Genomic DNA, 21,489 nt, shown 5'->3' with positions numbered 1-21,489 from the left:
AAAAAGCCACACTCAAGTGTGGCTTTTTTATTATCAGAATTTATACGCCAAGGTCAGCATCGGCCCATAGAATCGGTAGGTAACATCGAGCGCTGAATTGTCGCTTTCATAATCCACCCCGACTTCGTAATAGTTGAATGACCCAGTCATACTAAACTGGTCGGTGAAGAGGTATTTCGCGCCAAAATCGACTTCTAACAAGTATCCCTCAATATCGTCTACTGCTAGATAAAAGACTTGGGCGTGACTTTTCAAAATCCAATCTTGATTAAGCGAATACTCCGCCCGAATGCCTAAATCAGGCAACGGTGCCGTAACATCACTCAGTACCGTCTCGTCGACAAACATCACCGGAAACTCATCAACGCCACTTGCCTTAGCGCCAAGCTTGCCGTCCAAACCCAGCGACAGCCACATCACGTGTAATCCGGCCAACACATCGACTGCCCACTTGTCACTGGTGTAAAACTGGTAACCATAACCTAGGCGCGCAATATCGATATTCAGCTCTGTAGTCAGCTTTGAACCCGCCTGAACCGCGTAAGTCGTTCCATCTACCGTGACTTCAAAAGGCTTAGTCACTGCAGTGCGGGTCGCTTCTCGGTGTAGGCTTCGCCAATCCACATAGACGCTGTGTTTTTTATTGAAGTAATACTCGACCTCAACATAAGGCAGCACAGTAAACTCTTTCAAATCGAGATCCGATTCGAAATCAATAGTGCGTATTTGATCGAGGTAAGGGTCGTAAGCGTTCAGTTTGGTGTCAGTGCGAGAGAAAAATCCGCCCGCTTCAATCTCCCACTCACCAGCAATAGTGGCAAAGGAAGTAAGCGTGGCAAGGCACACTGTCCAACCAGCTTTGTTCATCATCCTTGAATCCTAAGCGATTGAATTTATGTCTGAAGTAAGTGTAGTGGTAAGAATAGAAATATGGAAAGTTGACTCGCTCGCAACTCTGTGTGAAACAACCGCTTTAATACAAGATCAGCGAGTAATTTAGCAGTTGACGACTTTGGTGCCAGAGAGCATGTCGTGTAACAAGCGACGTTCTGGGTGGCAAAAGAGTAAAATGATGTTCACTAGTGGCGTAAATGGAATCAGCATTTCAATTAAGTAGCTGATGCACAATCGAAGTGAAGCGGTGACTTTCGTCGTGTCGTGGCCGTTCTTCATCACCACTTTAATCCCCACTAAACGCATACCTATGGTTTGCCCTTCGCGAAGTAAATTCCAATTCACTAGCATCAACATGGGGATGGTAAGTACGTAGCTCGCCTTCGTATCCTTTACCAACTGAAGGTTCTCACTCACAGAGAGTTCAAAGTCGTTCACAAATGAATTGATGGTCAACGCAATCAGTAGTACTAACCCCGTTACGATCATCAGATCGATAAGACCACCAATCATCCTTCGTTTTCTATTGGCAATTGAACACCACATACCTTATCCCCTCAAATGCAAGCTGATGCATTCTAGGGATGAGGGTAAGTGTGCTCAATTAAGAGAAGTCATATTTGTGACCCTCTCTCAGAAGTGAGATGGTCTAAAAATTAATCAGCGCTTACCAATATCTCTCGTAAATGATATTGCCACCCGTTCGGGCACGATACTTTTCCAAGCCTATCTCTTGCAGTACTGGAGAGGTGTCTTTGATCATCTCAGGATTGCCACACATCATCACAAAGCTGCTTTCTTTAGAAAACGGTAAGTCCGCACGATTAACGAGTTCTCCCGACGCAATCAGATCTGGAATGCGGCCTTGAAGCTTACCCGGAACACTCTCACGGCTGACAATCGGCACATAACGAAGACGACCTTCATATCGCTGTTGGAGCTGCTCAATCAGGTATTTGTAAACTAAATCTCTTTCGTAACGCACACCATGCACCAACACAATGTGATCGCTGTGTGGGAGTAGATTGATGTCGTCTAACAAAGAGAGAAATGGGCCAATGCCTGTCCCCGTGGAAAGCAGCCATAGATCGTTTGCATGTTTTGGAATGGTATCGTGGATAAGATCGCCATGGGCCGCTTCACCAACATAAATGCTATCGCCGGTTTGAAGCTGCTGCAGCCTTGGCGTCAGTTGCCCTTCTGGGTTCGCGACAACTAAGAATTCGAGCCATTCAAACTGCTCACTGGGCGCATTCACCACCGAGTATGCACGGCTAATGGGATTGCCCTGTTCGTCGAGCAAGGCGAGTTTGGTAAATTGTCCGGCTTTGAAGGAGAGAGGCGCACCGGAAACTCGTAAACTGAACAGCTCACCTGTCCAGTCGATTCGTTTTTCTACTTTGGCAAGATTGAAACCTTTCAGTTCTGTCATTGGACATCTCCTTTTGGTTACGCTTACTTAAACCTACGCCTCACAACTGACTATGTAAAGTTTTTAGTTTACAAAAATAAGCATCTAATTCATTTCACATTTTAAATACAATTTTATTACATCTTAATCAGTTCCATCTAGAATAAATACTCAAAGTGATAAGTCGCTTAGCAAATTGCGGCAACGTCGATGAAAAAGGAACATGAGTAATGGATACGTTATTAAAAGAATTCCCAGTGATTACGGAAATCAAAGTCGCTTGGGGAGAGATGGATGCCCTGCAACACGTCAATAATGCGGTGTATTTTCGTTACTTCGAAACTGCGCGTTTGGACTACTTCAACAAGATTAATCTGTTGGTAGATTTGCAGACGTCTCACATCGGTCCGGTTTTAAGTGAAACCCAATGCCGCTATAAGCTACCCGTTACGTTTCCAGATACGCTTTTGATTGGCTCACGCGTAATCGACATGCAAGAAGATCGCATCACGATGGAATACCAAGTGCTGAGTAAGAAGTGGGGCAAGATTGCGACCATTGCGACCGCTACTGGTGTGATGTTTGATTTTAAGAACAATGTGAAAGCCGCGATTCCAGATCACGTCCGCCAGTCGATTTTAGACTTAGAAGGCACCGTGGGCAGTACGCATCATTTGGAGTAAGGAAAGAGGCGAGAAGCGAGATGCGAGATGCGAGATGCGAGATGCGAGATGCGAGATGCGAGATGCGAGATGCGAGAGATTAAGGTCTAAATAACCGACAACGCAACAAGAAATCAGCGTCATTCCGGACGAGCCCGAGCGAGCCATCCGGAATCTCTCTTTTAGACCAGCACCAAATCCGATTAGCAGAACGTCTCGATGTACAGCGCTTCCACTTTATCTCTTGCCCACTGCGTTTTGCGCAGGAACTTCAACGACGATTTGATTGAAGGATCTTTCTTAAAACAGTTCACACGAACGCGCTCATGCATTCCGTTCCACCCAAAGTACTCAACTAAACGGGTAAGGATTTTCTCTAAACTCAACCCGTGAAGTGGGTTATTCGGCTGCTGTTGGCTCATGCTATTGATCCGGTAAAGTGAAGTTGCGCGCTAATCTAACTCAAACTCGCCGTGCAACCTAATGTTTTAACCTTGAATTGCCCTGCGACTCTCCCCTATAGTAGCCCAAACTTCTTAAAAGCCCTTTTCATTATGAAAGCCCTCAACGATCTGAATATCTTTGTCGAAACCGCACGCCAAGGCAGTTTTTCGAAAGCCGCCAACAGCATGGACATGACACCAGCAGCCATCAGTGCATCGATCAAACGTCTTGAGGGACAAATTGGCTTTCCGCTGTTTGTGCGCTCCACTCGCAGCCTTCGCTTAACGTCGGAAGGTGAGCTGTTCTTAGACAAAACCACTCAAGCGCTCGCAACACTGCAAGAGGGGTTAGATCAGATCTCAAGCGCGCGTGGCGAGTTATCAGGTCAGCTGCACATCACCGCGCCATCTGATTTTGGTCGCAACATGCTGCTTGATTGGGTTGATGAATTTATTGATGTTTACCCGAACGTCTCTATCAAGTTAGAGCTGTCTGATAGCTTGACCGATATGTACACCAAACCTGTCGATATCGCGATTCGCTACGGCGAACCTGCTGACTCTAACCTCGTCGTATTGGCGTTGTGTGGCGCAAATGAGCGAATCCTGTGTGCCTCTCCAGAATACGTCGCAAATAATCCTGTGCTGACCAAACCGGAAGATCTAACCCAACACAACTGTTTGTGTTACATGGTGGCGGATTCGGTTTACAACAAATGGACGCTGACTCGCGGAGACGAAACAGAACAAGTTGTCGTAAGTGGCAAGCTACTTAGCAACGACAGTGACTTATCCCATCGCTTAGCAATCAAAGGCAAAGGCATCGCCAACAAATCACTGATGGACATCAGCCAAGATTTGATTGAGGGAAGATTAGTAAGAGTATTACCTGAATGGGATTGTGGCCCGGTACCGTTATACATGGTGTGCGCCGATCGTCGTTTGCTGACGCCAACCATTCGCACCTTCCGTGAATTCATTCATGAAAAATGCTGCCAACAACGTAAGAAAGTACTGGCAACATTTTGCTCAGAAGCTTAACCGACAAACGTCATTGGGCGAATCTGAGAATATTCAACCCAGTCGTTATCTTCTAGCGTCGAGATAAACTGCGCGATATGTGGGCTTTGTAGATGCTTATCTAACGCTTCTTGCGATGCCCAAATTTCTTGGAACATAAACAAGCCTTCGATCTTTTGATCCAAATACAGTTCGTATTGGCAACAACCCTCTTCTTCACGTGAAGGTTCTAGTAGACCAGAAAGTAAGTTGGTTACGTTGTCGATACTGTCTGGGTAGGCTTTAATTTCTGCAACTAAATGAATCATCTTGATCAGATCTCGGTAAATACAGTTTCTGCTTCCCAGCGTGACTTAGGCGTCTTGGCATTAAAGTCATCTTCCGCGTGGTAGCCAAGCGGCACAATCACAACGCCAGTGTAGCCTTTTTCACGTAGACCAAATTCTTCATCCAGCACTTTCGGATCAAAACCTTCGATTGGCACCGCATCAATTTCTAGTGTTGAAGCGCCCAACAACAACGTACCCACGTTGAGGTAAACCTGTTTCTCCATCCAATGATTAGCATCTTTTAGGTCAAAACGGTGCATGTTTACAAAGTAACTACGACCGCCACGTACCGCTGCTTTTGCCTCTTCGGTTGGGAATCGGCCATCTTTTTCTTCCTGCGCCAATAGCGCTTCAATGTACTCGTTATCGATGCCCGTTTTTGCACAGAACACCAACACGTGTGACGCATTCAAGATCTTCGCAGCATTGAACGCGTAGTTCTCTTGTGCTGCTTTTGCGATACGTTGCTTGCCCTCTTCTGTGCTTGCCAGAATGAAGTGCCATGGCTGAGAGTTCACACTCGATGGACTAAAACGGATCAGCTCTTTGACTGCGTCGATCTTTTCTTGAGGCAGCTTACGAGTTGGGTCAAAGACTTTGGTTGAGTAGCGAGATTTAGCAGCTTGAACGATGTCCATCGGGTTCTCCAGTCGAGTAGTTTATGCTGGTTATCACTTTAACCTTATGAGTTACAGGGAAAAACCGATTTCAGTTAAAAACATCTTCAAAATAAATTTGAAAATCGCCGATGTAACAAGCTTTGAGCACTCTCACTGAAGCAACACCTGGTTTAAGCAATAATGTCGCCTTTGCTCTGTTACCGAACCACTTTCATGCTGCCTCAAGACAACATCATCACGCCCTTTCTCTGCAAAAAACTTGGGCACAATCACCTAAGAATTGCTGGCGAATATTGGCATATTGAAAAGCTGGTTGCCTTGCAATCTATGATGTTGCAAGAGGCACCAACGCTGCGTGAAGGTCTGCTGTGGTGGAGTAAAAGTGTTTCGCTGTTCGATCGTCGCTTGTACATTGTTTTCGAACACAGTGATAACCAGGTTCAGATGCGGCTAGAGTGCAGAGCTACCGAAATGCCAAGCTGGGCGGAATCGGTTTATGACTTGCTGCTGATGCAATTGGAACAGTTAGGTTTGGGTGAATCGGTGCACATTCAGCTTCACAACCATGACCTTTACTCTGCTCATTTAGAACTAGAAAAAGACAGCAGCCCGAAGCAGAACTCGGTTGTGTTCGACTTGGTGAAACATGTTTATTTGCTGCTGTCTCACCAGCCAATTGAACAGCCAGAATTGTTGAGCGTGCTGAATGCTCTGTTCGTCAAAAACAGCAATTACGCACTGAAATTAGAACAAGCCGCACTGCAATTGGGCGTATCCAAGCGCACCTTGCAACGTCGCCTGCAAGAAAAACAAATGAGCTATTCGCAATGCGTCGACTTCGCCAAGAAAAAGCACGCATTAGCCCTACTTGCAGATACTCAACTCACAACGCAGCAAATCGCTTATCAGTTGGGTTATGAAGAGCCTTCCAACTTCCATAGAACCTTTCGCCGTTGGTATCCATTTTCGCCAATGCAATATCGCCAGCAGTGTTTGGATAACCGCACTCATCTCAATAACCAACCCATCCGCTTGTACTATGCCAAAGCGAATACTTTAGCCGATAACGACATTGATCAACCCGTCGGTAAAATCTGGATGGAAGTGGATAATATTGCGTTTGAAAAAGTGGTCTCCGTTGAGTGTCGAGATCGTGATGGCGCATGGCGTCGCTACCCTGCCTTCTTCGAGCGTTTTTTGAATAATGGCACCGAGCTATGGGCAACAACAGAGCTGCCTGTCGCTCATCCACTGACATTTAGACTGTGTTATGAAGTCGAAGGTGAGCGCTATATTGATAACAACCACCAGCGCGATTATGTGGTTTCTAAAGGGCTTTTAATTGGCGCAACGGAATACATTGTCCCGACAAGACAACTGATCCAACTCGGCACTCAGTACACCTTGTTTGTGGAACTCGCGTGTCGATTGAAAGACGTGGCGAAGATCGAGTGCTATGTCGGTGACACGCCAGCTCCGCACGCAATGAGCCTGACTCAGAACGCAGAAGATTACACATGCTGGGTACTGCAACTACCCCTCACCCAAACGGCTAAACAGTGCCGATTCCGACTCTATGATCATTCTGGTAATGAGTTAGCCAAAGACCATTACCCAATTCAATATCCAATTGTGCAACCACTCAGTTAAATATGTAGCACAGTTCAAATTCAGCACTTCGTGACATCATTTCACGTCTTTTTTGGCGTGAAATGACACTCTCAATTTCAAACCTTTGTTTTATCGTTTCCGCATTGCTGCACAACGGAGACAAAAACCGTGTTTGAAACCTTACCTAACCCTATGAATAAAATAAAAATACTACCTTTAGCGATCGCCTTAGCTCTTTCTGGCTGTGGTAGCGATGAAACTACGCCAGCCGATACAGGAAGCCACGTGGCATCTCCTGATTGGCAAGACCAGATCATTTACTTCTTGATGATCGACCGTTTTAACGACGGCGACAACACGCTTAACGATCAAGGTCAGAATGAGTACGATCCTACCTCAGACAAAAAATTCAGTGGTGGTGACCTTGTTGGTGTCAGTGACAAACTGGGTTACATCGAAGACCTAGGCGCCACCTCTATCTGGATTACACCGCCAGTGGCAAACCAATGGTGGGATGCAGAACAAAACTACGGCGGCTACCACGGCTACTGGGCGCGTGACTTCCAAAAAGTGGATGAGCACTTTGGTGACATGGAAAGCTACCAAGCGTTAGCGCGAGAAGTGCACGCTCGTAATATGTTCTTGATTCAAGACATCGTGACCAACCACGTTGGTAACTTCTTCACTTACGATGACCCATACAATTACGACCCTAGCCTACCTTGCCAAGGTTTCCGTTTGATTGAAAATGCGCTGCCAGCAGGGCAAGAACTGCCTTATCCACTTAACATGAATGAATGTAAAGAAGATGGCACGGGCATTTACCACTGGACGCCAAGCATCACCGACCACAACGATCCCGTCCAAGAAAAAACCTGGCAACTGTCGGATCTGGATGACCTAAATACGTCCGATCCTGAAGTACGCGCTTATCTAAAAGAGAGCTACCGTAAATGGATCCGCGAAGTGGGCGTTGACGGGTTCCGTATCGATACCGTGAAGTTTGTTGAGCACGATTTCTGGAACGACTTCCTGCATGCCGACGATGGTGTGATGACTCAAGCCGTTGATACCGGTCGCGATAACTTCCTGACCTTTGGTGAAGTCTTCGAAACATCTACGCCTTACAACACCGAAGGCGAAGAGAAGATGCTGACTTACATCGGCGAAAGCGGCTCACCGGAACAGTTAACCTCGGTGCTGAACTTCCCATTGCAAGCTACCATGACGCGCGTGTTTGCAGCAGGACAACCGACCGATTACTTACGCTTCCGTCTTGAGAAAATGATGGAGATGTTCCCGAATCCATACATCATGCCGAACTTCATTGATAACCACGATATGCCGCGTTTTCTATCGCAAGGCAGCGTCAACGATATGAAACAAGCGCTGATTACCATGATGGCGGTACCGGGCATCCCTGTGATTTACCAAGGTACTGAACAGGCAATGTCAGCGGCGCGCGATGCAATGTTTGCTGGCGGTTACCGTGAAGACGGCGATTACGTAGATTCATTCGACCAAAACAGCGAGATGTACTTGTTCATCCAAGAGCTTGCTAAGTTACGTACCGAAAACAAAGTCATGACTCGCGGCGAAATGAAAGTGATTGGCAGCGATAAAGCTGGCGCCGGTGTGTTCGCCTTTACCCGAACGTTGGATAACGACGAAGTCTTGGTGGTAATGAACACATCGAATTCCCCGATGTTGATGAACCAACTCGATGTAGAGCAAGCGGGCGGCACCGTCTTCCAACAACAAATCATGTCGAATTGGGCGGACGCTCCAGAGCAGTTAGTCGCCGATGAAAACGGTCACGTCACCCTTGAACTACCAGCCAAATCAGCAGTAATTTACTCAAAAACTAACGATACCCAATCGGTAGATACCCCAGACCTCAACATCCAACTGGCACAGGATTGGGAAGGACAAACCATCACTGATGACATCGTGATTGTTGGTACTGCTAACGCAAACGAGAAATTAAACCTTGTCGTCGACGGTAATCTAGAAACAGCACAAGCCATTACCGTAGGTGCTGACGGTCAATTTAGCGTGACTTTATCTACCCGTCACTTTGCGATTGGCGAACAGCAACACCGCTTCGCGATTTACTCCACTGAGAAAAAAGCAGGTATTGAAGATGTGAACTTTGTGTCGGACTTAAGCTGGTCAAACACGCCAGACGACACTATTGATGACGCAGGTGATGCGCAAGATGGCATGGGCGGTCCTAACGGTAACTACTCGCTACCAACGGATCCAACGTTCGATAAAGACAACAGCCAACTCGCAATCAACAAAGCTGAGGTATTTACCGTCGGCAGTAACGTGCGCTTGACCTTCACCATGGACAAGATCACCGATACTTGGTTGCCGCCAAACGGCTTTGACCACGTTGGTTTCACCATCTTCATTGATTTACCGGAAGAAGCAGCAAGCAACCTAACGGAACTGCCTAAGATCAACGCTTCTATGCCAAGCGGAACATGGAGTCGCAATGCTGTGGTCTTCGGCTGGCAAAGCTCCATTTACAACACTCAAGGCGCAAACGCGACAACATGGGGCGAAGCCGTAACACCAGCACCAATGGTCACGGTAGACAAAGCCAACAACACCATTTCGATGGACTTCGCGAGTGACGCGCTGGGTCGACCTGATTCACTGGATGGTATTCGATTCTATGTGACAACTTGGGACTTGGATGGATTGTCTGCCACTTACCGTCCACTGGAACAAGACAAAGGTCCTTGGAACTTCTCTGGCGGCGCCTCGGATGAGAGCAAGATTTGGGATGACTTACCAATCATCACCCTGTCTGAATAATCACTGAAACCGCAATAAACGCGAAAGCAAAAAGCAGCTCACCTTCGAGCTGCTTTTCTTTGTTTGAAATTCTGAAATTCTGAAATTCTGAAATCACTATTGCGAAACTCGCACTTGCGCTAGCTAAACAGAGACTTCACCCACAGCACTAAACTGTCCCATAACTTCCCAATCCACGAGCCCTCTTCCACTGCTTGGTTACTCACCAACGGATAGCTCGCCACGGTTTTATCGTCACTCTTCCACACGACTTTGCCAACCACATCCCCTTTTGCGATGGGTGCAATCAGCGGCTCATTCACGACCACGCTCTTGTCTAAACCAGCGGTTAGAGAGCGAGGGAGCGTCAGGTACGCATCTTGGGCAAAACCCAAATCAATCTCACTGACATCGCCTTTCCACACTTTTGCACTCGCCTGAACTTCGCCCTGTTTTGCCACTTGTTTGGTGTCATAGAAGCGGAAGCCATAACTGAGCAGGTTCTTAGACTGGCTAATACGCGACTGTTTGCTTGGCGTTCCCATCACTACTGAAATCAATCGCATCTTTCCTTGCTTAGCAGAACTGACCAAGCTGTACCCTGCATTGCTGGTGTAGCCCGTTTTGCCGCCATCGACATCCATCGATTTGTCCCACAACAGTTTATTGCGGTTGTATTGGGTGATCTTGTTCCACTTAAATACCTTCTCACTATAAAGCGCATAGACTTCGGGCACATCATTGATGATGGATTGCATCAGCGTCGCCATATCATTAGGAGAAGTTTGAATACCCTCGCTATCCAGACCATGCGAGTTAACGAAGTAGGTATCGTTCAAGCTGAGCTTATCCGCCCAACCATTCATCAAGGCGACAAACGCCCCTTCACTACCGGCAACATGTTCAGCAAGCGCCACACAAGCATCATTACCAGATTGAATGATCACACCACGCATTAGGTTGGCGACGGTGATTTCATCTTTGGGTTGGATAAACATTTTGGAGGAGTCTGGGAATTTGGCTGACCACGCGTTCTCACTCACCGTCACTTTATCATCCCATTGAAGCCGCCCGGATTTGATTTCTTGTCCCACGACGTAAGCGGTCATCAACTTAGTTAAACTGGCTGGGGCTAATCCAGCACGCGCGTTTTGCTCCGCAATGATGGCACCGGACTGAAAGTCCATTAACACATAGCCTTTTGCCTGTAACTGAGGCGGATTCGGCGTTACAACTGCCAATGCAGGGGCACTGATGGTCTGTAGTAATAAACAAGCGAGCGTGATTCGGGTTAGTGACGTGTTCATCAAGCATCCTCCATGGTCAATGACCGCCAAATGTCTCGTTTCATAAAAACGGTAAGACAGTGATGTCTAAACTGCACCTATCAGATCATAGTTCACTCAGTGCATACCAACACGGAAAGATCGAAGAGTTTCTGTTTTGAGTGCCATTCCTTGCCTTTCCCGCTTCAAAAATTGAGTTCTTACAACAAATCTATTGTTTCTAATAAGGAATTCGATATCGTAAAGCGACTATAAACAAGGACAGACCATAACAATGAACGCTCAATCATTTATCGACGCAGGACTGCATTACACGCCCCACTCGTTTACCGTGCCACTGGATTACCAAGATCTAAGCAAAGGCATGATCAACGTCTTCGCTCGCTCCGTTTATTTAGTCGGCGATGAAGACTCCGACAAACCGTGGTTAGTGTATTTTCAAGGCGGTCCGGGCTTCCCTTCTCCTCGTCCAAACGGAAACAACGGTTGGATCAAACGCGCACTGAGTGAGTATCGTGTATTGCTGCTCGACCAACGCGGCACTGGCAACAGCAGCGTGATTAATCACCAGACGCTTGCGCACCTCACGCCAAAGCAACAGGCAGACTACTTAAGCCACTTCCGCGCAGACAACATTGTTCGCGATGCGGAATTTATCCGTGAACAATTTGGTGTTGAGAAGTGGGCGATTTTGGGTCAGAGCTTCGGTGGTTTCTGCTCACTAACTTACCTATCGCTGTTCCCGAACAGCTTGCTGCAAAGCTACATTACAGGTGGTGTTCCTTCGGTTTCTCGCCATGCGGATGATGTATATCAAGCAACCTTTAAGCGCACCATGGAGAAGAACCAAGCCTTCTTCCAGCAATTCCCACAAGCGCAGCAGCTATGCCAGAACATTGCTGATCACTTATTGGAGCACGAAGAGTTTCTGCCAAATGGTCAGCGCTTTACTGTCGAACAATTCCAACAAATTGGGATTAACTTTGGTGTCAGTGATACCTTCTTGCCAACTTATTACTGGCTAGAAAGTGCCTTGATTGAAGTGAACGGTAAACCTCAGCTTCGTTATGAATTCCTCAACGACATGTTGGCGCAGCAAAACTTCCAGACCAATCCAATTTACGCGATTTTGCACGAGTCGATTTACTGCCAAGGGTTTGCTTCTCAATGGAGCGCGCACCGAGTGCGCCAAGAGCATGATGCGTTCAATTACGAACAAAATAAGCCGTTTTACTTCACTGGAGAAATGGTATTCCCTTGGATGTTCGACCAATACGTGAACTTAAAGCCACTGAAAGAAGCGGCAGAGTTATTGGCAGAGAAAGCAGATTGGACGCCGTTATACGATGCGCAGCAACTATCAAACAATAAGGTGCCTGTGAGCTGTGCCGTCTATGCCGACGATATGTTTGTAGAAATGGACATTAGCCGCGAAACACTCGCTGCAATACCAAACTCAAAAGCGTGGATCACCAACGAATATGAACACAACGGTCTTCGCGCAGATGGTGAACGCATTCTCGACAAATTAATTGCGATGGGTAAACAAACAGCAGCAACGTTAAAATAAGCAGCTAACGCTCAAGGTTCGCTAAAAACCTAGATAGAAAAACGCCTCTTTATCACGAGATAGAGAGGCGTTTTTGATTCGATTCACGTTTAAACTAGCACTAGTCTTTGACTCGCTTGGTCATCATTTTGGTGATCACACGGTAACCCATCTTATGGTAGAAATCTTCGCCTTCGTGATTAAATGACGCCACGGTTAAACCGAGCTCTTCAATGTCTTGGCTGCACAAATCACTCTCGATTTTATCCATCAAAGACAAGCCAATACCTAAGTTACGATGGCTTTCAGACACCACCAATTCATTGATATAACCGACGCGTCTTTCTGGAGAGAGAATCGAGTTGACCTCTCGCACGGTGCCAGAGATAAAACCAACCACCTGTCGGTTAGAACACGCGATAAAAGCCGTGATGCTGCCATCAAAATATTTATCGAAGATGTTGCGATCTTCCCTTAACTGCGCCATTTCTTCCGGAGAACGGTAGAAATCTGGCTCAGCATTATAATGAGAGGTGTCGAGTTCGACCAAGAGCGTTTTCAACAGTGGGACGTCTTCTTCTCTTAGTCTTCTGATATGAAACTGTTGCATGTTGAATTCCTTTGCCAACCGACCTGTATCAAGCACAGATCTTTGCTTCAACTGATTATCGGATAAGAAGTTTTAGGAATGTGAAGCGAATCAACAGTACAAATTTCGACCATTTATGTCGAGTACGTTTTCAACAGTTTTACGAGTTTTTACTGATAATTTGAACATCCACAAAATTTAAGTGGAAATAAAAATCCCCTTTTCTCAATAAAAGGGGATTAGAAACAAAGTTTAGAAAGCGGCATTTTGCTCAAAAGCGAGTGCCGATTTTAAGCGACTAAAATCACCAATCGGTTCGCCATCGAGCATAAACTGCGGGTAGCTTCTTGCGGTTGGGAATAACTCGAACAAGGTTTCCCGATCAAACTCCACATCTAACTTGAGCGTTGCCACGTTAAAGCCCTGATTTTGTAACCACATTGCTGCGGTTTCACATTGGGAGCACTGTTCCTTGCTGTACATTTCTATTTTCATCATTCTTCTCTGCTATTCCTTGCCGTTAGAAATCCGCATCAAAACTCAATTGGCGATCTTGAGGTCGTTTGTACTCAGTAACCCGTTTTTCGAAGAAATTGGTCTTTCCTTCCATGTCCAATAATCGCATGTAATCAAATGGGTTTTCAGCACCAAAGATCGGATTGAAACCAAACAAGCCAGCGATAACATCGGCAGTGTGCTCAATGTATTGGCACATCAGCTCAGCATTCATACCAATCAAGTCCACTGGTAAGGCTTCAGTAACAAACTCTTTCTCAATTGAAACCGCTTCACGGCAAATCTCTTCAAACTCTAGTTGTGTCACCTTGCCCTGCCCCAAGGTTTTGAATAGCAGCGCAGAGAAACTAAAGTGCAGCCCTTCGTCACGAGCAATCAAGTCATTGCTTGCTGCCAAACCAGCCAGCAAACCACGTTTACGGAAGTAGTAAATGGCACAGAAGCTACCAGCGAAGAACAAGCCTTCCACAAGACCAAAGGCGATCAAACGCATTGCCAATGGTTTATCGGAAGAGATCCACTTCATTACCCACTCCGCCTTACGCTTCACAGTAGGGACGTTTTCAATCGCATTGAACAAGCGCTCACGCTCTTCAATATCGGGAATGTAAGTTTCGAGTTGCAGTGCGTAAGTCTCTGCGTGAATGACTTCATTAAATGCCTGCAAAGCAAGGAAACAGCGCGCTTCTGCGATTTCAATTTCACCATAGAATCGCGTCAATAAGTTCTCGTTGATCATCCCTTCGCTCTGAGCAAAGAACGCCAACACATGTCGAATGAAGTGCTTTTCGCCTTCGGTCAGCTTGGCAAGATCAGCAAGATCTTGAGCAAAATCGAGTTCTTCTGTGGTCCAGAACGCCGCTTCGTGCGTTTTGTACGCTTGCCAAATCTCTTCGTATTGAATGGGGAACAAGCTAAATTTGTTTTTAACAATCATACCGTTTCCTTACTTTCGGTTGATGTGAATCTTTTTTTGACGAGATAGGTTATGCGCCGCAGTTTAGGCAATCTTCATCTTCGCTTTGCTGACCAACGGTCACTTTCACCGCATTCGTCGATGGCTTGGAGCGCAAGTAGTACATGCCGGTTTTCAGACCACGTTTCCACGCGTAGAAGTGCATCGCATTGATTTGGGCGAACGTTGGTGATGCGAGCCATAAGTTGAGGCTTTGCGATTGGCAAACAAACGGGGCGCGTTCTGCCGACATATCAATGATCACTTTCTGAGAGATTTCCCACACGGTGCGATACACGGATTGAAGATCGTCAGGAATAGCATCGATACCTTGTACCGAGCCGTTATTGAGAATAATGGCGTCACGGATTTTGCTCGTCCAAAGCCCGCGCTGTTCCAGATCGCTTACCAAATGTTTGTTGATGATGATGAACTCACCCGACAAGGTTTGGCGTTTATAGATATTGCTGGTTTGCGCTTCAAACGCTTCGTTGTTACCTAAAATTTGCGCTGTCGACGCCGTTGGCATTTGAGCAATCAGTAGCGAGTTGCGCACACCATGCTCTGCGATTTGGCGCTTGAGCTGTGACCAATCCCAGCGGCTGCTTGGTTGTTCACCCCACAGATCAAATTGGAACTGACCATGACTGATTGGTGAGCCGTCATAACTGGAGTACGCGCCTTTTTGCGCCGCGATTTCACAAGACGCTTCAAGGGAGGCGTGATACATGGTTTCCGCGATGTCACGGTTTAGCTGCAATGCTTCTTCGCTATCGAATGGAAGGTGCATTTTGAAGAACACATCCGCCAAGCCTTGAATACCCAAACCAACCGGACGATGCGCGTGGTTTGATTTTTCAATCTTATCGGTTGGGTGATAGTTCACATCGATAACGCGGTCGAGGTTTTTAATCGCAACTTTGGTGACTTGGTGAAGTTTGTCGAAATCAAACCCCGTGTCTGTAACGAACTTAGGCAATGCCATAGACGCCAAATTACAAGCCGCCGTTTCATCTGGCGTCGAGACTTCCATGATCTCTGCGCACAAGTTACTCGATTTGATGGTGCCGAGATTTTTCTGGTTCGACTTTTCATTACACGCATCTTTATAGAGCATGTACGGCGTACCCGTCTCAGCTTGCGACTCAATGATTTGCGTCATCAATTGGCGGGCTTTGATGGTCTTCACGCCCAAGCCCATACGTTCGTATTCTTGGTACTTCTGAGTAAATTCAGCGCCGTATAAATCAGACAAACCTTTGGTATTGTGTGGGCTAAACAGAGTCCATTCCGCGTCGTTTTCGACACGTTCCATGAACAAGTCTGGCACCCATAGAGCGAGGAATAAATCACGTGCGCGGAACTCTTCTTTGCCGTGGTTTTTACGTAAATCGAGGAAGGATTCGATATCCGCATGCCAAGGCTCCAGATAAACCGCAAACGAGCCTTTGCGCTTACCGCCACCTTGGTCGACATAGCGAGCGGTTTCATTGAAGACTTTCAGCATTGGCACGATGCCATTCGACACACCGTTAGTGCCAATAATTGGCGCACCCGTCGCTCGAATATTGTGGATGTGTAGCCCAATGCCACCCGCCGATTTAGAAATCAGCGCACAATCCTTGAGGGTATCGTAAATACCGTTAATGGAATCTTCTTGCATCGCTAATAGGAAACACGAAGACAGTTGCTGCATCTTACAGCCAGCATTAAACAACGTTGGCGTGGCGTGGGTGTAGTAACCAAGGCTGAGCAAATCGTATAGCTCTCTAATTTCTTCAAGATCGTCACCCGCGACAGCGACTGCCACGCGCATGAACATATCTTGTGGTCGTTCAACCACCACACCTTTTACTTTCAATAGGTAGGAACGCTCGAGAGTTTTGTAGCCGAAATAATCAAACTGATAGTCACGTTTGTAGTCAATCATCTCTTCGAGCGCAAACTGATTCTTGGCAACAAAGTCGACGTAAGCATCGGAAAGAATACCGATTTCAGAGAGCTCACGTGTTGCAGTTGCGTATCCGCTGGTTTCTTTTTGCAGAGAACTCACCATCACGCGAGCCGCAAGCTTGGCATAATCAGGGTGTTCCGTCGCAAGGCTTGCTGCCGTTTCAGCGAGGAACACATCGATTTCCGTCACCTTAATGCCGTCGTACAAACCGCTTACCACACGTTGTGCAACCGCAATAGGTTCGACTTTTAGTCCATCAGCCAGCGCTTCGGCTCTTCGAGTCACCTTATCTAGACTGGCTTTTTCTTTCCGTCCATCTCGTTTTATAACGTCCATAATCTATATCTTGTGTGTAGTTTAAATATTGAGTACCATATGCACGCAATAGATCTAGATGATAATAGTTATCATTACAAGTAAGTTTTTTTAAAAGTTAGAACTGAAGATGGAGAGGGTAAGGAAACATATTGACACTGACACCAAGCTCGACAGGAACTGCAATCAGAGACGAGCACCGCAAACCTGATAAAGTGATGAAGTTTTCCACAAAGCTTTAATTTTCATTAACTTAGTTCATTTCTAGAAAAGAACTACAAATGTGATCTTGTTCAAACTTTAACGTCCTTGAGTTTCCAATGATATCCGCCAAGATTTGTTGAAAAAATGGCCGAGTCAATATGACTGAAAATATCCGCATAGTTTGTCCGTATTTCCGACTAAATTACTCAGGTATACTCCGAGCCGCTAAAATTGTTAGGTATCGAGTCGTCGAACCATCGACCTTTTAAAGTAAGGAATAATCATGAGTCAGTATGTTGTCTGCGCCCTGTATAAATTTGTGGAACTGGAAAACTACCAAGAGTTACGCGAGCCATTGCTTGCCCTAATGGAAGCCCACGGTGTACATGGAACGTTGCTACTGGCGAGTGAAGGTATTAACGGTACGGTTGCAGCGAAACGCGAAGGTATTGATACACTGCTTGCATGGCTAAATGCCGAGCCTCGCCTTACGGGTATTGTTTACAAAGAGTCGTACTCAGACACTCAGCCGTTTAACCGCACCAAGGTAAAACTCAAGAAAGAGATCGTGACACTGGGCGTTGAAGGCATCGATCCTCGCCATGTGGTTGGTACTTACGTGAAGCCGCAAGATTGGAACGATCTGATTGCTGATCCAGAAGTATTTGTGGTTGATACTCGTAATGACTATGAAATTGAGATCGGAACATTTAAAGGTGCAGTTAACCCAAATACGGACACGTTCCGCGAGTTTCCTGACTATGTAAAACAAAACATGGACCCAGAGAAACACAAAAAAGTCGCGATGTTCTGTACTGGTGGTATTCGCTGTGAAAAGTCGACTGCTTACATGAAAGAGCAAGGCTTTGATGAGGTGTACCACCTAGAAGGCGGTATTCTGAAATACCTTGAAGAAGTCCCAGAAGAAGAAAGCTTGTGGGAAGGCGATTGTTACGTATTCGACGGCCGCGTTGCGGTGAACCATCAGCTAGAAAAAGCGGACTACGACTTGTGTAATGCTTGCCGACTGCCTATCACAGAAGAAGACAAACAATCAGAGCAGTTTGAGCAAGGCGTAAGCTGCCCGAAATGTTTTGGTAAGCACAGTGACGAACAGGTAGCGCGCTTCCGCGAGCGTGAAAAGCAAGTGTCATTGGCAGCGGTTCGTGGCGAACAACACGTCGGTGGTGAAAGTGCTAAACAACGTGAGCAGCGACGCGCGGAAAAACTGGCGAAGAAAGACGCACAGCGCAAACGAGCGTAAGATTCAAACACATTAAACACAAACGCCCCGTTTCTGGCTTGGAGACGGGGCGTTTTTGTTATCGTTGGAAGGTAAAAACTAAGATGTTCTGATAAGGCCTGCGTAAGCTTTATCTGAGTCGCTGTCAGGAAATACGCTTTCTAGCGCACTCGATTCTATGCGCATGTGTTGTTGTAGAACGGCTTTGATCACCGCCCTCATATCATTAGCAGGGGCTAAGTCTCGCCCTTCATAAAGCTCAGCTTGGGCAAGACCCGGAAATTCTCCCAACACCTTGCCACCTTCGATGGCTCCACCAGCAATAAACATGGCGTTTGCTGTTCCATGATCGGTGCCTTTGGTTCCGTTTTCCGCTGCGGTGCGTCCGAATTCACTTGCCGCCATCACAACGGTTTTTGACCAGTTATCCCCTAACGCTTTCTTTAGGTTGGCAAGACCGTTATCCAATTTACGCAATTGATTGGCAAGCCTCCCTGTTTCTGCGCCTTGGCCAGCATGAGTATCCCACCCTCCCAGTTCCAATACCGCGATGTTTGGACCGCCTTCAGCTGAGAGAAAAGTTCCCGCTTGAGACGCCAACACAGGAAACTGCTTACCGGGACGATTTCGATTCGACATCATTTCAATCTTTAATGCTTCTTCAAAATTACTCGCAAGCTTCTCATCACTTTGAAACAACGCCTCTAACAGCACCACTTGGCTGTCTCTCGCTTGCAAATTATTTGGATACCAACTGCTGACCGCCTTCTCTCCTTGAACAATCAAAGGTAACCCTGAATCGATCGCCAAACCTTTCGACTTCGCATCCAGCTGTAGCAACCGGTTTAACCATCCATCACGATGTAACGGATTGTCTGTACCGTTTTCTAACACCTTTTGCCCATCAAAATGAGAGCGCTCACGATACGCGGTAGCACAAGCGTGCACCATCGCCATCTGCTTATTTTGATACCACTCGAAGCTGGTTTTCATCGCCGGATGCAAACCATAAAACTCATCGAGTTTATTCAGTTTTTCTGTTGCTAAACCAATCGTCGGACGGAGAGCTAAATACTGCTTATCAGCATAAGGAACCACAACGTTTAACCCATCCATCGCACCACGCAGAGTAATCCAAACAAAGATATTTGGAGAGCTAGATTGAGCAAAGACTGCATTAGGCAACAAGCTTGTTGCGCCCACGGCTAAAGCGGATTTCAAGAATTGTCGACGAGTCGATGTTAAGTTCGTTTGTTTATCTATTGTCATCACTCACCTCATCGATACTGAAATTGCGGGCTAAGCCAAAGTAGAGAAAGCTTCATCTCTGCCGATGGGGCTTTGTTCATCACCAATTTTGTGTGTTCGTCCAACGCATCACCGTAGAGCTGTTGGCTAATTTTCTCAACAAAAGCTTGTGGTTTCACACCTTGGGATTTCGCACTTTTCACCGCCAGTCGAGCGATTCGATTCGCTAACTGCCACCGCTGAGTTAACGCAGAAGGACTGTTGTAATCCGCGTCTTTGTCTGGCCAACCAGCAGGAGAACCCGCCATAAAAGGAGGCTGTCCTAAGCTTCTTTGTGCACCGAGTAATTTATTCCCCGATTTGCTCATTTGCATGTCATTCGATTCAGGAAAACGGACATCAGCACTGCGCAAAACCGCGAGTAACCACTCTTGAGAAGTGCGAAAACGCACCGCCTCTGCCGATTGGCTCAAAGCGCTTTGAATCAACACTCGATAAACCGGAAGCAAATCCCCTTTACCTTTTAGATAAGCTTGGCTGAGCGGTTCAACCAGGGCTTCACCGGAAGGGCCTAAGAAATGCTGCACTAACTTACGTGCAATATGTTTTGCGGTATCAGGATGAAGCGCAAGATCTCTCAAACACGCTCGGCCTTGGTCAATGCCTTGTTGAGAATAGCGCTTGCCTAGCAGAGTTATCGAGCCTGGTTCATGGGTTCTTGAATTAAATTGGAAACCAACTTTTGGTGCTTTGAATCCAACGCTCCAGCCAGTAATGGCTTTTGCCAGCTCAATTACGTCTTGTTGTGTATATTGGCTATCGACACCGAGCGTGTGCAACTCCATGATTTCTCGCGCGAGATTTTCATTGAGTCCTTTACCCTGTTTGAGCCCTTGTTTGGAGTTCGGCCCTACCGACAAGTTGTTATCCAGAAACATCAGCATGGTTGGGTGCTGACTCACCGCTAAGAGCATCTCAACAAAGTTGCCATTCCAGTGAGCTCGAATCACTTCATTTTCGACGCTAGCCACAATCGGACGCACCTTTCGAGTATCTGCCGATATGGCAAAGTGGTTGCTCCAGAATTGAATCAAGCGTTCCTGAAATCCATACGGGGTGTGCAACGTCTGTTGGTTGCGAGCCTCGACTTGTCGCAAATATTGCTCACGAAAGAACGCACCGATTTGCTTTTGCACTTCACGCTTTTTGGTTGGGGATTGTTTGAGCTCTCGTTTGGTGTCATTGAGCTTTCTCAGCTCCAACAGCACTTCGTTTGTACTCGGCAACTTGGTTACTGCCTCATGCCAATAAGTCTTACTGCTTAGTTGCTTTTCTAAACTTGGCGAACTGTGTTGATAAAGGGGCCCAAAGCCGAACCGCTGCTCAGAGATAATGTCTTGAGTTGGGTAATACTGCATAGCCGATTCCGTGTGATGCTTTATGTCAGTCTAGCAAGCATCACATGGCGTCGAGTTCAATTTTTGGTTATTTCTCAGTCAGTAAAGCTGGTTATCACGCAGAGGAACCTCTAATTCATTAGTACCATCTTTGGATGACTGTCCAACCATTTCGTCATAGGCACTTTGTTGGCGAAGCACCTGCTGTTTCGCTTTCAAGTGACGACATTGCTTTTGCAACTCCAGTATCGAATGCGCTCTCAAAAACTTGCCTTTATCATCGGTAACAAAGTGTTCCTCTCCATCGACTAAGACGGAGACTTGATACAAAGCGAGATCGAGAGAGTGAATAACGAGCTTGTCGATGTAGAAGAATTTTTCCAATTTACTGAGTGGCATAGACATATAGCACCTCCTTGCTCCGTGCCTTTACGTCAA

General features: G+C 46.6%; 20 protein-coding genes. 6 read left to right on the top strand and 14 right to left on the bottom strand.

Translation table 11 applies throughout. The features are described 5' to 3' along the window. Window positions 1-33: 33 nt before the first annotated feature. The 3 genes from ACLIIY_RS21090 to ACLIIY_RS21080 all read right to left on the bottom strand — a co-directional run bounded on the left by ACLIIY_RS21090 (window position 34) and on the right by ACLIIY_RS21080 (window position 2,326). A complete protein-coding gene (locus tag ACLIIY_RS21090) occupies window positions 34-870 on the bottom strand; it encodes a DUF481 domain-containing protein (protein ID WP_009706464.1) in 837 nt (278 codons plus the stop codon). Window positions 871-996: 126 nt separating this feature from the next. After that, on the bottom strand, window positions 997-1,440 hold the full coding sequence (locus tag ACLIIY_RS21085; RefSeq protein WP_027726627.1) for an RDD family protein: 444 nt from the start codon (window positions 1,438-1,440) through the stop codon (window positions 997-999). Window positions 1,441-1,561: 121 nt separating this feature from the next. Further along, entirely contained in the window at window positions 1,562-2,326 is a 765-nt protein-coding gene (locus ACLIIY_RS21080) for a ferredoxin--NADP reductase (RefSeq protein WP_434529317.1), read from the bottom strand. 209 nt (window positions 2,327-2,535) lie between these two features. On the opposite strand from ACLIIY_RS21080, the gene ACLIIY_RS21075 reads away from it, so the two are divergent. Further along, the gene (locus ACLIIY_RS21075) at window positions 2,536-2,988 is read left to right on the top strand and encodes an acyl-CoA thioesterase (RefSeq protein WP_005453229.1); all 453 of its coding nucleotides are present in this window, start codon (window positions 2,536-2,538) and stop codon (window positions 2,986-2,988) included. Window positions 2,989-3,170: 182 nt separating this feature from the next. Here ACLIIY_RS21075 and ACLIIY_RS21070 read toward each other — a convergent pair whose 3' ends face one another. Further along, window positions 3,171-3,389: a VF530 family DNA-binding protein gene (locus ACLIIY_RS21070; RefSeq protein WP_434529316.1), complete on the bottom strand. Its 219-nt coding sequence runs from the start codon at window positions 3,387-3,389 to the stop codon at window positions 3,171-3,173. A gap of 132 nt (window positions 3,390-3,521) precedes the next feature. Between ACLIIY_RS21070 and ACLIIY_RS21065 the strand changes: the two genes are divergently transcribed. After that, on the top strand, window positions 3,522-4,451 hold the full coding sequence (locus ACLIIY_RS21065; RefSeq protein WP_045390768.1) for a LysR family transcriptional regulator: 930 nt from the start codon (window positions 3,522-3,524) through the stop codon (window positions 4,449-4,451). On the opposite strand, the gene ACLIIY_RS21060 is transcribed toward ACLIIY_RS21065, so the two are convergent. Together ACLIIY_RS21060 and ACLIIY_RS21055 are read right to left on the bottom strand one after the other, a co-directional pair. Next, window positions 4,448-4,738, bottom strand: a complete 291-nt coding sequence (locus ACLIIY_RS21060; protein WP_005436210.1) for a putative quinol monooxygenase — start codon at window positions 4,736-4,738, stop codon at window positions 4,448-4,450. The two genes, ACLIIY_RS21065 and ACLIIY_RS21060, sit on opposite strands and share 4 nt — an antisense overlap. Before the next feature lie 5 nt (window positions 4,739-4,743). Beyond that, window positions 4,744-5,397 (bottom strand): oxygen-insensitive NAD(P)H-dependent nitroreductase NfsB, encoded by a 654-nt coding sequence (locus ACLIIY_RS21055; RefSeq protein WP_009699979.1) that lies wholly within the window; start codon window positions 5,395-5,397, stop codon window positions 4,744-4,746. Window positions 5,398-5,592: 195 nt separating this feature from the next. Here ACLIIY_RS21055 and ACLIIY_RS21050 point away from each other — a divergent pair, with 195 nt between their 5' ends. Together ACLIIY_RS21050 and ACLIIY_RS21045 are read left to right on the top strand one after the other, a co-directional pair. Further along, entirely contained in the window at window positions 5,593-7,029 is a 1,437-nt protein-coding gene (locus ACLIIY_RS21050) for a helix-turn-helix domain-containing protein (protein WP_434529315.1), read from the top strand. Window positions 7,030-7,158: 129 nt separating this feature from the next. Continuing rightward, window positions 7,159-9,816, top strand: coding sequence for an alpha-amylase family glycosyl hydrolase (locus ACLIIY_RS21045; protein WP_434529314.1), 2,658 nt, complete (start codon window positions 7,159-7,161; stop codon window positions 9,814-9,816). Window positions 9,817-9,935: 119 nt separating this feature from the next. Here the strand turns inward: ACLIIY_RS21045 and ACLIIY_RS21040 are convergent, their stop codons facing one another. Beyond that, the gene (locus ACLIIY_RS21040; RefSeq protein ID WP_045416179.1) at window positions 9,936-11,102 is read right to left on the bottom strand and encodes a D-alanyl-D-alanine carboxypeptidase family protein; all 1,167 of its coding nucleotides are present in this window, start codon (window positions 11,100-11,102) and stop codon (window positions 9,936-9,938) included. A 253-nt stretch (window positions 11,103-11,355) separates the two neighbouring features. On the opposite strand from ACLIIY_RS21040, the gene ACLIIY_RS21035 reads away from it, so the two are divergent. Beyond that, entirely contained in the window at window positions 11,356-12,651 is a 1,296-nt protein-coding gene (locus ACLIIY_RS21035; RefSeq protein ID WP_434529313.1) for an alpha/beta fold hydrolase, read from the top strand. A gap of 100 nt (window positions 12,652-12,751) precedes the next feature. On the opposite strand, the gene ACLIIY_RS21030 is transcribed toward ACLIIY_RS21035, so the two are convergent. The 4 genes from ACLIIY_RS21030 to ACLIIY_RS21015 form a co-directional block, all read right to left on the bottom strand. After that, window positions 12,752-13,240, bottom strand: a complete 489-nt coding sequence (locus ACLIIY_RS21030) for a GNAT family N-acetyltransferase (protein WP_005441955.1) — start codon at window positions 13,238-13,240, stop codon at window positions 12,752-12,754. 231 nt (window positions 13,241-13,471) lie between these two features. Then, on the bottom strand, window positions 13,472-13,714 hold the full coding sequence (locus tag ACLIIY_RS21025) for a glutaredoxin family protein (RefSeq protein WP_005529518.1): 243 nt from the start codon (window positions 13,712-13,714) through the stop codon (window positions 13,472-13,474). A 25-nt stretch (window positions 13,715-13,739) separates the two neighbouring features. Then, entirely contained in the window at window positions 13,740-14,672 is a 933-nt protein-coding gene (locus tag ACLIIY_RS21020) for a ribonucleotide-diphosphate reductase subunit beta (RefSeq protein ID WP_434529312.1), read from the bottom strand. A gap of 49 nt (window positions 14,673-14,721) precedes the next feature. Next, window positions 14,722-16,980 (bottom strand): ribonucleoside-diphosphate reductase subunit alpha, encoded by a 2,259-nt coding sequence (locus ACLIIY_RS21015; RefSeq protein WP_434529311.1) that lies wholly within the window; start codon window positions 16,978-16,980, stop codon window positions 14,722-14,724. A 466-nt stretch (window positions 16,981-17,446) separates the two neighbouring features. On the opposite strand from ACLIIY_RS21015, the gene ACLIIY_RS21010 reads away from it, so the two are divergent. Beyond that, window positions 17,447-18,427, top strand: a complete 981-nt coding sequence (locus tag ACLIIY_RS21010; RefSeq protein ID WP_009706477.1) for a rhodanese-related sulfurtransferase — start codon at window positions 17,447-17,449, stop codon at window positions 18,425-18,427. 78 nt (window positions 18,428-18,505) lie between these two features. On the opposite strand, the gene ACLIIY_RS21005 is transcribed toward ACLIIY_RS21010, so the two are convergent. From ACLIIY_RS21005 to ACLIIY_RS20995, 3 genes are all read right to left on the bottom strand, one after another. Then, on the bottom strand, window positions 18,506-19,675 hold the full coding sequence (locus ACLIIY_RS21005) for a DUF1501 domain-containing protein (RefSeq protein WP_434529310.1): 1,170 nt from the start codon (window positions 19,673-19,675) through the stop codon (window positions 18,506-18,508). Between the two features lie 8 nt (window positions 19,676-19,683). Then, window positions 19,684-21,072, bottom strand: a complete 1,389-nt coding sequence (locus ACLIIY_RS21000) for a DUF1800 domain-containing protein (protein WP_434529309.1) — start codon at window positions 21,070-21,072, stop codon at window positions 19,684-19,686. A gap of 78 nt (window positions 21,073-21,150) precedes the next feature. Then, complete coding sequence (locus ACLIIY_RS20995) at window positions 21,151-21,456, bottom strand: DUF6482 family protein (protein WP_009706480.1); 306 nt, start codon at window positions 21,454-21,456, stop codon at window positions 21,151-21,153. Between the last annotated feature and the right edge of the window lie 33 nt (window positions 21,457-21,489).

The organism is Vibrio sp. K4 (genome assembly GCF_051122595.1).
GTDB lineage: Bacteria > Pseudomonadota > Gammaproteobacteria > Enterobacterales > Vibrionaceae > Vibrio > Vibrio owensii.
Note: the sequence above shows the minus strand (reverse complement) of the source record. Positions and strands in the feature narration are given on the sequence as shown.